This window comes from Phenylobacterium aquaticum (genome assembly GCF_947378715.1).
Lineage (GTDB): Bacteria > Pseudomonadota > Alphaproteobacteria > Caulobacterales > Caulobacteraceae > Phenylobacterium > Phenylobacterium aquaticum_A.
In genome coordinates this window covers 1-12,251 of sequence record NZ_CANCLE010000124.1, presented here as the reverse complement: position 1 = coordinate 12,251, position 12,251 = coordinate 1, and the positions used below count along the sequence as shown (strand labels likewise).

The window sequence follows — 12,251 nt, the reverse complement described above, 5'->3', positions numbered from 1 at the left end:
GCGGCCCTGATCGATGTCGACGGCCGGGTGCTGATCTGTCAGCGGCCGCCGGGCAAGCAGCTGGCGGGGCTGTGGGAGTTTCCGGGCGGCAAGCTGGAGCCGGGCGAGACGCCGGAGGCCTGCCTGATCCGCGAGCTCGACGAGGAGCTGGGGATCACGGTGTCCAACGCCTGCCTCGCGCCCTTCGTGTTCGCCAGCCACAGTTACGAGTCCTTTCACCTGATGATGCCACTCTATCTCTGCCGTCGGTGGGACGGGGTGGTCGTGGCCAAGGAACATTCGGCGCTGGCATGGGTGAAGCCCTCGAAACTCGGCGACTATCCGATGCCGCCGGCCGACGCCCCCCTGGTCGCCTGGCTGCGCGACTTGATCTGAAGGCGTCCTGGCTAAGGGCCTTCTGGGCCGACGAGCGCGGCGCGACCATGGTCGAATACGCCATACTGATCGGGGTCTTGTCCTTCGGCATCGTGGCGATCTTCAGCGCCTTTGAGACCAAGCTGTTCGCCGAGATGAACAAGGCCGCCGCGACCATCGAGGCCGCGATCAGCTAGGCTGTCGCCATGGACGACTGGCTTTCCCGATTCATCGCCACCGAACGCCTGCCCGCCGACTTCGCGGACATGGCGCGGGCGGTCTGCGCGCCGCTCGCGGAGACCGTGCTGGCGCGGCGTTTCGGGCCGGGCTTTGTGGTCGGAATCTGCGGACCCCAGGCCAGCGGCAAGTCGACCCTGACCGCCGTGCTGGCGGCGATGCTGCGGGCGCGGGGCCTGACCGCAGCGGTGCTGTCGATCGACGATCTCTATCTGACCCGCGCCGGGCGCCAGGTCCTGGCGGCCGAGGTTCATCCCCTGCTGGCCACGCGCGGCGTGCCCGGCACCCATGACGTGGCCCTGGGCGAGGCGGTGCTGGAGGCCCTGAAGGGACGCGGCGAGGTCGCCCTGCCGCGCTTCGACAAGGCCTGTGATGATCGGGCGCCCCTGGCGGACTGGCCGGTGGCGGCCGCACCGGTCGACGTGGTGCTGTTCGAGGGCTGGTGTGTCGGGGCGACGCCGGAGCCGCCGGAAGCCCTGGCCAGGCCGATCAACGCCCTGGAGCGGGACGAGGACCCGGACGGCGCCTGGCGCGGCTTCGCCAACGCCGCCCTGGCCGGACCCTATCGGCGACTGTTCGCGCGGATCGGCCTGTTCGTCCTGCTGCGTCCGCCGGGCTTCGAGGTGGTGCTGGGCTGGCGGCAAGAGCAGGAGCGCAAGCTGCGCGAGCGCCTGGCGCGGGAGGGCGCGGGCGCCGGCCGGGCGATGTCGGACGTCGAGGTCGCCCGCTTCATCGCCCACTATGAGCGGATCACCCGCCACATCCTGGCCGAGGCGCCGGCCCGCGCCGACGTGACGATCGCGCTGGACGCTCAGCGCCGGATGATCGCGCCTTATTGACATTATTGATGCCAATAGATGTGATGTCCGCCTGATCGTCATGGGAAGGTTTGGCATGACCACGCTGCGCGACCGGCTGACGCCACCGATCTCCGCCCTGATCACCAGCCGCTTCCGTCGGGACCTGACCCGCAATGTCGAGGGTCTGCGCCGGCGGCTGAGCGGGTCGGCGCCGACGGTGCGTTACTTCCACCAGGTCGATGATCCCTACAGCCAGCTGGCCGTCCAGATGCTGGCGCCGCTGATGGCCCGCTATCGGATCGCGCTGCAGATCCATCTTGTTCCGGCCCCGGACGATGCCGCAGCGCCGGAGCGCGAGCGCCTGCGCGCCTATGGGCTGCGCGACGCCGCCCGGTTGGCCGAGGTCTACGGCCTGGCCTTTCCACCCGACGCGCGCCTGCCCGGGGCCGAGACCATCATGCTGGCGGCGCGGCGGCTGGCCGTCGATCTCTCGCCGGAGGCCTTCGCCGCCCTTGCCCCGCAGGTCGGGGCGGAGCTGTGGAGCGGGCGCAATCTCGACCCGACGGGCGCCGCGCCGGAGGGAGCCGCCCAGGCGGCCCTGGCGCAAGGCGAGGCCGAACGCCTGAGGCTCGGCCACTATCTGGGCGGCATGTTCCAGTTCGAGGGCGAATGGTATTGGGGCGTCGACCGGCTGAACCATCTGGAGGAGCGGCTGGCGGGGCTGGGCTTGGACCGGACGCCGGAGGCCCCAAAGCTGGCCCCCTATCTGACGATGCGCCTCGACCGGACCGCGGCGCCGGGCCCTGCGCCGGTCATCGAGTTCTGGTTCTCGTTCCGCAGCCCCTATGTCTCCATCGCCTTTCCCAGGGTGCGGACCCTGGCCCGCCACTACGGGGCAGAGCTTCGCCTGCGGCCCATCCTGCCGATGATCATGCGCGGCCTGCCGGTGCCGCCGACCAAGACCCGCTACATCATGCTGGACACCAAGCGCGAGGCGGAGCGGTCGGCCATGCCCTATGGCCGGATGATCGAGCCGGTGGGGGCGCCGACCGAACGCTGCATGGCCGTGCTCTGGCGGGCCATGGCGCTGGGCAAGGGCGAGGCGTTCGGCGAGCTGGCCCTGCAGTCGATCTTCGCCCATGGGCGCAACCCGGCTGAGGACGCGGTGCTGTTCGACCTGGGGCGGCGCGCGGGTCTGACCGACGACGACCTCCGCGCGGGCCTGGCCGATGACAGCTGGCGGGCGGCGGCGGAGGAGAACCGCCAGGCGCTGTTCGACGCCGGCCTCTGGGGCGCGCCCTCCTACCGTGTCAATGGCCAACCGGCCCACTGGGGCCAGGACCGACTGCGGATGCTGGAAGACGATATTCCGTAAGGGGATGAAATTGAGAACCCCTCTCCCCCTTCGGGGAGAGAGCAGGAGAATTGCATGTGACCGCAGCCCGGTTGCTCCCCTTTTGGGGGAGCTGGCCCGAAGGGCCTGAGGGGGACTTTGACTCTCTCAGCTGACCTGCGAACCGCTCAGAAAGACCATCAAAGTCCCCCTCACCCGGCCATGCGGCCGGGAGCTCCCCCAAGAGGGGAGCAACCGGGCCGAGCCTGGCCCCTCGCAAATTTCCATATGCAATGCCCCTGCTGCAGGCCGGGAGAGGGAGCAGGCGGTGGGAGTGGCTTAGGCCATCTGGGCGGCGGCCAGGAAGTCCATCTTGCCGAGCGGGGCGCCTTGGGCGCGCAGGATCGCGTAGGCGGTGACCACGTGGAACATGAAGTTCGGCAGGGAGAAGGTGGTCAGGAAGCTGGCGCCCGTGAAGGTCATGGTGCGGCCCGGGAACTTCAGTTCGATGGTCGCGCCCTCGCGGCCGTCGACCTGCTCGCGCTTGACGCCTTCGACGAAGGCGATGGTCTTGGCCAGGCGTTCCTTCAGTTCCGGCAGGGTGGTCTCGGTGTCGGCCATGCTGGGGGCCTCGATGCCGGCGAGGCGGGCGGCGCCGCCCTTGGCGCCGTCGCTGACCATCTGGATCTGGCGGGCCAGGGGATGCATGTCGGGGGCGAGCTTGGCCTCCAGCAGGGTGGAGATCTCGACGCCCTTGGTCGCGGCGTCGGCGGCGGCCTTGTCGAGGATGGCGTCGAGGTTGCGCATCATCTGCAGATAGAGGGGGATCGAGGCGTCATAGAGGGAGAAGGACAAGGCGGGCTCCGAACTCAAAAGGTTGAGCTGGGCACATAGGGTCTATGAGCGCCGCTCGCCATGGGGCGGGCGCGATCCGTCCCCAGATTGCTATTCGACGGGCCAGCGCGGCCGGCGCATCTCGAACATCGTCTGGGGCGTGATCTCGTAATAATCGCCCATGCGGCCGGCCCGCAGGATCGGCTGGGCGGCGGCGGTGTCATAGACCCCGTCCTTGATGAAGGCCCGGTCGATGCGCACCGCCACCACCTCGCCCAGGATCAGCCAGGTGTCGAGCGCACGGCCATCGGCGGCCTGGAGCTGGATCAGCTGGGTCAGGCGGCATTCGAAATTGACCGGGCTTTCCAGCACCGTGGGCGGCGCGATCAGCTTGGAGGCCGCCTTGGTCAGGCCGGCCACCTCGAACTCGTCGATCTGAGGCGGGGCCGGCGCGCAGGTCAGGTTCATCTGCTCGGCCAGGGGCCGGGTCGCCAGGCTCCAGCCGAACTCGCCGGTCGCCTGGATATTGGCGACGCTGTCCTTCCAGCCGATGGTCGAGAAGCCGATGATCGGCGGGGTGTAGTTGAAGGCGTTGAAGAAGCTGTAGGGCGCGAGATTGACCACCCCCTCGGCGCTCTGGGAGGAGATCCAGCCGATCGGCCGGGGCCCGACGATGGCGTTGAACGGATCGTGCCTCAGGCCATGGCCCTGGGCGGGTTCGTAAGCGTGCGCGGTGGGGTCAGCCATGGGCGAGGTTTAGGCTGCAGCGGCGCCCGCCTCAATACTCCCAGGGGAACAGCGATTTCATCAGGCCGCTCTTGCGGGGGTCGGTCATGGGCAGGCAGTGGGTGCAGGCCAGCAAGTCATCGACCTGGGGGAGCAACGGCAGCTCGCGGTCGAGCAGGGCGATACGGGGCTGGAAGCTGTCGCGCAACTCCTCGAAGGCCACCGGGAAGTGCAGCATCTCCAGCAGCACCGGAATGTTCAGCCAGGCCATCAGGTCGGCCCAGCCGCTGTCCGGCGACAGCATCAGCCGGCAACTCGCCAGATAGCCAAGCTCCCGGGCCAGGTGGCCCTGGCCATCGTCGTCTTCCCGCCAGGTGGTGTGCATGCCCTCGGGTATGATGCAGCCGTCGGGCCGGCCATAGGCGATGACCGGCAGGCCGAGGTGGGCGCCGATCGCCTCGGCGGTCGCGCGCATCCAGTCGGGATCGCTGTTCCGATGCCGGCTGAGGTGCTTCACATTGCGGATCTGCACCCCGACATGGGGGACCATGCGCTCGGCCGGATTTTCGAAGGCCCAGGGCTGGTAGCTGGGCCGCAGCGCCTCGGACCGGCGGATGTCGGTCTCCGCGATGCAGGTCTCCGAGAAGGCGAAGATGTTGCGGTCATAGTCGGTGAGCGGCCGGCCGTCATAGTCCAGCCAGTCCAGGAACAGCTGGCGCATGCGGATTTCCGCCACCGCCTCGCGGGTGATCTTGTTGAGGTCGGCCAGCCGCATGGTGACCTCGATCCGCTGGCCTTCCAGGCGCGGCGTCACCTCCAGGTCCACCAGGTCCGGCGGCGGGGCGAAGATGCCGGCGCCGGCGCCGAAGATCAGGTGCTCGCCCATGATGGTGTCGAGGTCCGCGAAGAACTCCGGCGCCTCCAGCGCCGTTCCGGGCGGGTAGAAGTCCGGCCGTCGCGCCAGGATCTTCCAGCCATTGCGCAGCCAGGGTTCGACCCGGGCCAGGTGGTATTTCACCTCATAGCCCATCTCGCCGAGATAGGGCGGCAGCACGCGCTTGACCCCGATGCGGGGCGTCTGCGGCGAGGGCAGCGGCTCGGTCTCGGTCTTGTTCAACAGCACGGTCTTGATGACCATGCGGATCACCTGCTGGGCCGGCGTCCGGATGCTTTTGGGGAGCGGCGACTTCACGGTCAATCCCGGCGGCCCGGGGCGGAATGACCCCGTGTCTGATCCAGCTGGGCTATTTCGATTCTGGCCTCGCGCCTATTGGACGCGCCGCCGCGCTCAGAGGTCGGGCGAGACCTCGACGACCACCTCGCCCGGGCCGGCGTCGCGGGCGAGATTGATGGCGTGGGCGGTGATGAGGCCGCTGGGCTTGGCGTCATTGATCAGGATGCGCTCGCCAGCCGGGAGGCCGAACAGGGCGTGATCGACCCGCAGCCCCTCGGCGGCCATCACCGCCAGGGTCGTCGCCTGATGCTCCAGCCCACGCGCGCTCATCAGGATGATGCGGTCGTCGGCCGGGATCGCGGCCCACAGTTCACGCACGCCCGGCAGCAGGCTGTGGTCGCCGCGCAGGTGGCCGTTATGGGGGAAGACCACCCCGTCCAGGTCGATCATCCAGGTATGGGCCAGGGGGCTGAGGCGCAGCGGGGGCGAGGTCATGGTCGCGGGTCCTAGAGCCTGCCCAGCCCGGTCTCCAGCCAGTAGAGGCCCATATAGAAGGCGGCGATCGCCGAATCGATGTCGTCGCGGGCGTAGCCGGACAGGGACAGCCAGATCAGGCCATGGATCACCTCGATCCGCCCCATCTCGGCCCCGAAATACTCCGGGAAGATCGCCTGGGCGGCGGGGATGAAGGGCGAATCCTCCATCAGCACCTCGACCGTCTCATGGTCGACATGCAGCTTGAACTTGCGCCGGTTGAAGGCGTCGTAGCCCCCCACCGCCGAGTAATAGACCTTGGCGAAATCGTACCACTCATCGCCCATCACGCCGGGCTTGGCGAAATAGCCGCGCGGGTCGATGAACCAGGTCCGCAGCTTGTCGTCGACCAGGGTGTTGGAAAAGGTGGCGTCCCCGTGGATCGGCACGAAGCGCGACGGCTGAAGGGCGTCGATCAGCTCCTCCAGCGGGGCGGCCTGGTCGCCGCCGAAGGGATTGCGGCACTTGCGGCCATTGACCGTCATCGCCTTGCGCTCGAACCCCGGCACCATGGCCGAGATGCTGCGCACCCGGCTGATGGTCTTGTCCAGATAGACCTGGCGCACGTCGTCGGCGTCGGCCGCCGTCCGCCCCAGGTCGTGCAGGGAGATCAGGGAATCCAGATGGTCGGCCAGCACGGCGCGCCGTTCCCGGGGCGTCAGGTCGTCCATCTGATAGGCGTGCTGACCCTTGATGCGCTCCAGCACCAGGGGGCCTTCGCCATAGACCTTGGGGATCCGGCGAAAGCCCAGGCCCTTGGCCGCGCCGTACCAGGAAACCTCCCGGCTGTGCACGTCGTCGAAGGCGTGATCGACCACCGTCTTGGTGACCCGGGTCTCGCCCATCTCGACATGGTTGAAATAGCGCGAGAAGCCCGCCCGGTCGTTGCTGGTCTCGATGGTCGAGAAGTCGCCCAGCTCCTCGAGGTCGGGGCAGTCGAGGGTGACGAAGTCGGGGACCGCCCGGGCGAACCAGCGCACGAACTCGCCGGACGGCGGCGGCGGGGGCAGCACCGAGGCCCTGGGGAAATAGAACAGGCCCGGTATGCCGCCGGTGGTCCCGGGCTTCTCGTGCAGATGGCCTTCGGGGGCCTGGGTCCAGCGGCAGGTGAAGGCGGCGGTGGTGCAGACCACGGGCAGCTCGGTCAGGGGCCAGGGCGGCAGATCGCCCAGCACCAGGTCGCTCCAGGCCATGACCACGGGGGCGTCGGCGGGGATTTCCTGCAGGGCGTCGGCGACGCCGCCCAGGGTGCCGGGCGCGCTGGCCTTCACCAGGCTGTAGTCCACCCCCGGCGGATTGACCTGCAGATAGCGTTCCAGCTGGTCGAACATGTAGTCGCCGATGACCACGAACCGCGCCTGCGGAAAGCGGTCGAACAGGTGGTAGAGGATCGGCTTGCCGTCGACCGAGACCAGGCACTTGGGCTTGTTCCAGGTGTGGTGGCGCAGGCGGCTGCCGCGCCCACCGGCCTGCACCAGGACGTGGAGCCTGGGCGCGGTCATGCGAATCGTCCGGCGAGCACGTGCATGGCGCAGTTTCGCACGTCGCGGGGGTCGGTCCACGGCAAAGCCGTCCCGGCCACGTCGCCCGGCCAAGGGCGAAACAGCGCACCCGAATGTTCGGGTCAGGCCTTGGCGGCGCCGCGGGCGACCCAGGCCTGGCGCTGGGCCTCGATCGTGCGCCGCCACTTGGCGCGCAGCACGGCGGGGCGTTCAGGGTAGCGGTCTTCCAGGAACTCCGCCCCGGCCACCCGGTCGGTGCGGAAGCTGCGGAAGTCGACGCGCAGCTCGCACCAGGCGACCAGCATGCGGGTGGTGTCGCGATAGCCGATGGTGATCGGCCAGATGGTGCGCTCGGTCGCCTGGCCGGTCTCGTCGCGATAGGCCAGCCGGATCTTGCGGCCGGCGTGGATGTGGGCGCGGACCCGGGCCATGTCGATGGCGTCGGCCACGGCGTTCCAGGCCGGCGGCGTGCCGGACGCGGGCTCCAGCACATAGGGCCGCAGGCGCTCGGGCACGGCGGCGCCGATCTTGGCGATCAGGTCCTTGGCGGCGCGGGCCAGCGCCGGGTCGCCCCGGCTGGCCACCCATTGGGCCCCCAGCACGGCGGCCTCGATCTCGTCGGGGGTCAGCATCAGGGGCGGCAGGTCATAGCCGCCGTCCAGCACATAGCCGATGCCGGCCTCGCCCCGGATCGGCACCCTCTGGCCCATCAGGTCGGCGATGTCGCGATAGACCGTGCGCTTGGAGGTCTCGAGCTCAAGGGCCAGGGCGTCGGCGGTGATCGGCCGGCGCGAGCGGCGGAAGATCTGGATGATCTGGAACAGTCTGTCGGCGCGTCTCATGGCGCTCATCTGCACCCCCACTGCTGCCACCACGATGTCAGCAGGATGGCAATAGGCAGGGAACGTCAACACGGAGAGACCCCATGACCGCCCAAAGCCAGCCCCAAGTCACCCTGTTCGGCGTCGGCCCGGGCTTCGGCCTGCCGGAGACCAGCCCCTATGTGATGAAGACCATGGTCCAGCTGGCCATGGCCGGGATCGACTACCGGTTCGCGCCGGGGGATCGCGAGGCCTCGCCCAAGGGCCAGCTGCCCTATATCGAGGACGCCGGCGACCGGGTCGCCGACTCCACCTTCATTCGCGGTCACATCGAGGCCCGCTATGGCGTCGACCTGGACGCGGGCCTGACCCCGGCCGAGCGCGCCCAGGCCTGGGCCTTCGAGCGGATGATCGAGAACCAGCTGGGCTGGGCCATCGCCTGGTTCCGCTTCATGGACCCGGCCAATTTCGCCAAGGGTCCGGCCCACTGGTTCGACCGGGCGCCGGAGGCGATGCGCGAGGACCTGCGCCAGGGTCTGAAGGATGCGGTGGCGACCAATCTGAAGGCCGTCGGGATCGGGCGTCACGCCCCGGACGAGATCGCGCTCTTGGGGACCCGTTCGCTGTGGGCGCTGTCCAGCCAGCTGGGCGACAAGCCGTTCCTGATGGGCCAGACGCCGACCAGCGTCGACGCCATCGCCTTCGGGGTGCTGGCCACCGCCCTGACCCCGTTCTTCGACTCGCCCCTGCGCCGCCGCGCCGAAGGCTTCGCCAATCTGGTCGCCTATGTGGAACGGATGATGGCCCGCTACTTCCCCGACTTCGCGTGGGCGGGCGCGGCGGAGGAGGCGGTGGCGGCCTAGAACCCTCGCCCCGCTTTGCGGGGAGAGGGCAGGGTGAGGGGTGCGGCCCATCGGTTTGCTTTGCGTCGAAGTCAGACGCACCGCTTCGCGGCGCGCCCCTCACCCAACCCGCTCCCCACGATGTGGGGCGAGGGCTTTGTCCCTACTGCTTCGGCGCGCGATCCTTGGGTTTGTAGTCTTCCTCGATGTGGCCCTTCAGCTGGTCGGCCGTGAACCAGACCGGCTTCAGCTTCATGGCCGCGAACATCTTCGTCTGGTCGGCATAGTGCGGCGAGTCCGGCACGCTGGTGGCCGAGCCGAACTGGTGGATGGACTGGGACGACAGCTGGCCGTGCGCATCCCAGGTCACGAACATGATGAAGGTGTCCCCGGCCACGGCGGTCAGGGTCCCGTTCTCCTGGGGCTTGCCATAGACGGCGCGATAGGTGTCGGGGCCGCCGTCTATGGCCAGGTCGACATCGTGGCCGCGCCGGATGCGGTTCACCTCGCCCCACTCCGGATCGATCCGCTTGAAGTGGGTCTTCAGCGTCTTGATCGAAGCGGTCAGGGCCGCGCGCGGGTCGGTCGGCTTGCCCTTCTCCCGGGCGGTCAGCACCGGCTGGGCGGTGAGGATGGCGAGCGCCGCGCCACGACTATGCACGTCGGCCTTCAGGTCCCAGGCCCGCAGGATCTGCTGGGCATGGGCGAAGTCGGCATAGCCTTGCGGATCGAGCGCCACCAACTCAGCGATCAGGGCCGCGACCTTGGAGCGCTTGGAATAGGCGACGTCGAACTTGTAGGCGGCAAATGTGTCGGCGGTGATCTTGGGGTCGGCGCCGAAGGTCTCCTCGACCCGCAGGGCCCGGTTGGTCATGTCGGTCTGGATGCCCATGCTGGCCGGGAAGGCGGCGGGCTTCAGATTGTCGCCCGCCCCGGTCGCCTCGAACGGGGTGTTGTTCGAGTTGAACACATAGCCGGACTTGGGATTCCAGATCTGCGGGGTCTGGCTGAAGGGCAGGTAGCCCTGCCAGATCAGGTCGGATCGGTCGCCGGGCAGGACGCCGGACCAGTCGACGCCGGCTTTCCGGTTGGGGAACTGGGCGTTGTAGACATAGCCGATGTTCCCCTTCTCATCGGCATAGATGTAGTTGATCGAGGGCAGGGCCTGCAGCCCCATGGCGGCGCGCCATTCGGCCAGGTCGCGGGCCTTGTCGAGGCGATAATATTGCTCGACCTGACGCACCTCGCCCATGCCGGCGTAGCGGATGGCGAAGGCGCCCCGGGCCGTCTTCATCACCGGGCCGAAGTCCGAGCGCAGCACGGGTTTGTGGACGGTGATGGTGATCGGGCCGAACACCTTGACCTTCAGGGCCGCGTCCGTGACCTGGAAGGCCTTCCACTGGCCGTCGAGCCTGTATTGGTTGGGATCAGCCGGGTTGAGCGTCAGGCGATAGACGTCGATCAGGTCGGGCTTGTTGACGGTGTTGGCCCAGCCCAGATGGGCGTTGTGGCCGTGCAGCATGAAGGGCGAGCCGGGGAAGAACCCGCCGGCCACGTGCCAGCCTTCGCCGCTGTCCAGCACCGCCTCGTACCAGGCGACGACGCCGGTATAGGGCTGGTGCGAATTGACCAGCAGCCGGGTCGCCCCGTCGGCTGAGCGCGAGGGGGCGATGGCGATGCCGTTGGAGCCCACCGGCAGCTTCTTGTTGGGACCGTCGACGGGCGCGTTGAGCTTGGCCAGGGTTCCGTCCAGCCCGTAGAAGAACGGAGTCTTGAACACGAAGCCGGCCACCACGTCCTTGCCGGTCAGGGGCAGCATGCCCGGCGCGGCCTGGGCGGTGTGCAGGGCGGCGTAATAGTTCACCCCGTCGGCATAGGCCTCGACCACCTGGCGCACGTCGGCGGGCAGCTTGTCGTAGCCGGCGTCGACCGTCTCGCGCACCTGCAGCAGCCGGGCGATATAGTCGGTGACCGCGCCATGCTTGCCGGTGACGGCGGCCAGCTGGCCGCGCGAGGTCAGCGCCGTTTCCTGGATGGTGGTGAAGTCGTCCTCGGAGTGGGCGAAGCCCAGGCCGAAGGCCACGTCGGCGTCGCGGGGGCCGAAGATATGCGGCACCCCATAGGTGTCGCGCTTGATGCGGACATCGTATTTGTCGGCCGCCGCCAGCATGGCGTGGAGCTGGTCCTGGGTCGGACCGCCGGCGCGGGTCAAGAGGGCCATGCCCACCGACACCAGCACGAACAGCCCCATCAGGACGATGATCCCCCGGACCAGATAGAGCGTGAACCGGCCCGTCGGCTTGGCGGCCTCAGGCGCTTGGGGTTCGGTCATGATCAGGTCCTCCGGTCGTTGGGGGGAGACCTAGAGGGTTTTGGGGTCGGCGGGAACGGTCTCAAGCGCTCCTCCCCCGCTGGGGGAGGTGGACCCGAAGGGGCCGGAGGGGGCCGGCTTCGTCAGAAGACGGTTGCGGCTGCGAGGCTTGATCCGCCCCTGCGGGTCGGCCCCCTCAGGTCCTCCGGGCCAGCTTCCCCAGCGGGGGAGCAGCCTTTGTCAGTCCTCCTCCCGCGGCAGCGGGTGCTCGACGGTCTTCAGCGCGTCGGCGAGGCGCATCTTGGCCTAGCCGGGTTTCAGCGGCTGCTGCTGGACGGAGGAGGGGGTCCAGCCGGTGAGGGTCAGGATCTCGAAGGTGGCGGGGATGCGGCCGTCGGGCTCGGCGAAGCGCTCGGCGTAGATCTCGAAGGCGCGGGCCAGGACCGCGCGGGTCAGGGGCCGGGGGTGGCGTTCGGCCAGTACGCTGGTCTCGCCCATGGCCCGCAGGTCGGCCATCAGCTTCAGGGGATGGGCGTAGCGCACGGTCACCCGGTCGACATCGGCCACCGGCAGGGCGAAGCCGGCCCGCTGCAACAGGCTGGCGGCGTCATTGGGATCGGCGAAGGGCGAGACCCGGGGGCCGGCCCCGCCGGTCAGTTCCATCTCCGCCGCCATCAGGGACTGGCGCAGTTCGGTCAGGGTCGCCCCGCCGAACAGGGCGCCGATGAACAGGCCGTCGGGCTTCAGGGCGCGGCGGATCTGGATCAGGGTCCCGATCACGTC

At 69.0% G+C, this 12,251-nt stretch carries 12 protein-coding genes and 1 pseudogene; 5 read left to right on the top strand and 8 right to left on the bottom strand.

Annotated features, from left to right (window positions below):
* The 4 genes from Q7P21_RS15045 to Q7P21_RS15030 form a co-directional block, all read left to right on the top strand.
* A partial coding sequence (locus tag Q7P21_RS15045) for a (deoxy)nucleoside triphosphate pyrophosphohydrolase (RefSeq protein WP_304177706.1) occupies window positions 1–375 on the top strand: 375 nt, incomplete at its 5' end.
* Window positions 291–551, top strand: coding sequence for a Flp family type IVb pilin (locus tag Q7P21_RS15040; RefSeq protein ID WP_304177704.1), 261 nt, complete (start codon window positions 291–293; stop codon window positions 549–551). The genes Q7P21_RS15045 and Q7P21_RS15040, both read left to right, overlap by 85 nt.
* Window positions 552–560: 9 nt before the next feature.
* Window positions 561–1,430, top strand: a complete 870-nt coding sequence (locus Q7P21_RS15035) for a kinase (protein ID WP_304177702.1) — start codon at window positions 561–563, stop codon at window positions 1,428–1,430.
* A gap of 55 nt (window positions 1,431–1,485) precedes the next feature.
* On the top strand, window positions 1,486–2,766 hold the full coding sequence (locus Q7P21_RS15030; protein ID WP_304177700.1) for a DsbA family protein: 1,281 nt from the start codon (window positions 1,486–1,488) through the stop codon (window positions 2,764–2,766).
* A 297-nt stretch (window positions 2,767–3,063) separates the two neighbouring features.
* On the opposite strand, the gene Q7P21_RS15025 is transcribed toward Q7P21_RS15030, so the two are convergent.
* The 6 genes from Q7P21_RS15025 to Q7P21_RS15000 form a co-directional block, all read right to left on the bottom strand.
* Window positions 3,064–3,579, bottom strand: a complete 516-nt coding sequence (locus tag Q7P21_RS15025) for a DUF1993 family protein (protein WP_304170625.1) — start codon at window positions 3,577–3,579, stop codon at window positions 3,064–3,066.
* Window positions 3,580–3,669: 90 nt separating this feature from the next.
* Window positions 3,670–4,305 carry a flavin reductase family protein gene (locus Q7P21_RS15020; RefSeq protein WP_304177698.1) on the bottom strand — a complete coding sequence of 212 codons (636 nt, stop codon included), beginning with the start codon at window positions 4,303–4,305 and terminating at the stop codon, window positions 3,670–3,672.
* A 31-nt stretch (window positions 4,306–4,336) separates the two neighbouring features.
* Window positions 4,337–5,476: a hypothetical protein gene (locus Q7P21_RS15015; protein ID WP_304170627.1), complete on the bottom strand. Its 1,140-nt coding sequence runs from the start codon at window positions 5,474–5,476 to the stop codon at window positions 4,337–4,339.
* 96 nt (window positions 5,477–5,572) lie between these two features.
* A complete protein-coding gene (locus tag Q7P21_RS15010) occupies window positions 5,573–5,953 on the bottom strand; it encodes a hypothetical protein (protein WP_304170629.1) in 381 nt (126 codons plus the stop codon).
* Window positions 5,954–5,964: 11 nt separating this feature from the next.
* Window positions 5,965–7,494, bottom strand: a complete 1,530-nt coding sequence (locus Q7P21_RS15005; RefSeq protein ID WP_304177696.1) for an NTP transferase domain-containing protein — start codon at window positions 7,492–7,494, stop codon at window positions 5,965–5,967.
* A gap of 122 nt (window positions 7,495–7,616) precedes the next feature.
* On the bottom strand, window positions 7,617–8,336 hold the full coding sequence (locus Q7P21_RS15000; RefSeq protein WP_304170634.1) for a YafY family protein: 720 nt from the start codon (window positions 8,334–8,336) through the stop codon (window positions 7,617–7,619).
* 83 nt (window positions 8,337–8,419) lie between these two features.
* On the opposite strand from Q7P21_RS15000, the gene Q7P21_RS14995 reads away from it, so the two are divergent.
* A complete protein-coding gene (locus Q7P21_RS14995; RefSeq protein ID WP_304170636.1) occupies window positions 8,420–9,178 on the top strand; it encodes a glutathione S-transferase family protein in 759 nt (252 codons plus the stop codon).
* A 142-nt stretch (window positions 9,179–9,320) separates the two neighbouring features.
* Here Q7P21_RS14995 and Q7P21_RS14990 read toward each other — a convergent pair whose 3' ends face one another.
* Both Q7P21_RS14990 and Q7P21_RS14985 read right to left on the bottom strand, forming a co-directional pair.
* Window positions 9,321–11,489: an acylase gene (locus tag Q7P21_RS14990; protein WP_304177694.1), complete on the bottom strand. Its 2,169-nt coding sequence runs from the start codon at window positions 11,487–11,489 to the stop codon at window positions 9,321–9,323.
* A gap of 285 nt (window positions 11,490–11,774) precedes the next feature.
* Window positions 11,775–12,251, bottom strand: a pseudogene (locus Q7P21_RS14985) (SAM-dependent methyltransferase); the annotation flags it as partial.

Bases quoted from the DNA above. Each gene is read 5' to 3' on its own strand.
- Q7P21_RS15040 (WP_304177704.1), top strand. From the start codon at position 291: ATGGGTGAAGCCCTCGAAACTCGGCGACTATCCGATGCCGCCGGCCGA.
- Q7P21_RS15035 (WP_304177702.1), top strand. From the start codon at position 561: ATGGACGACTGGCTTTCCCGATTCATCGCCACCGAACGCCTGCCCGCC.
- Q7P21_RS15030 (WP_304177700.1), top strand. From the start codon at position 1,486: ATGACCACGCTGCGCGACCGGCTGACGCCACCGATCTCCGCCCTGATC.
- Q7P21_RS15020 (WP_304177698.1), bottom strand. From the start codon at position 4,305: ATGGCTGACCCCACCGCGCACGCTTACGAACCCGCCCAGGGCCATGGC.
- Q7P21_RS15010 (WP_304170629.1), bottom strand. From the start codon at position 5,953: ATGACCTCGCCCCCGCTGCGCCTCAGCCCCCTGGCCCATACCTGGATG.
- Q7P21_RS15005 (WP_304177696.1), bottom strand. From the start codon at position 7,494: ATGACCGCGCCCAGGCTCCACGTCCTGGTGCAGGCCGGTGGGCGCGGC.
- Q7P21_RS15000 (WP_304170634.1), bottom strand. From the start codon at position 8,336: ATGAGACGCGCCGACAGACTGTTCCAGATCATCCAGATCTTCCGCCGC.
- Q7P21_RS14995 (WP_304170636.1), top strand. From the start codon at position 8,420: ATGACCGCCCAAAGCCAGCCCCAAGTCACCCTGTTCGGCGTCGGCCCG.
- Q7P21_RS14990 (WP_304177694.1), bottom strand. From the start codon at position 11,489: ATGACCGAACCCCAAGCGCCTGAGGCCGCCAAGCCGACGGGCCGGTTC.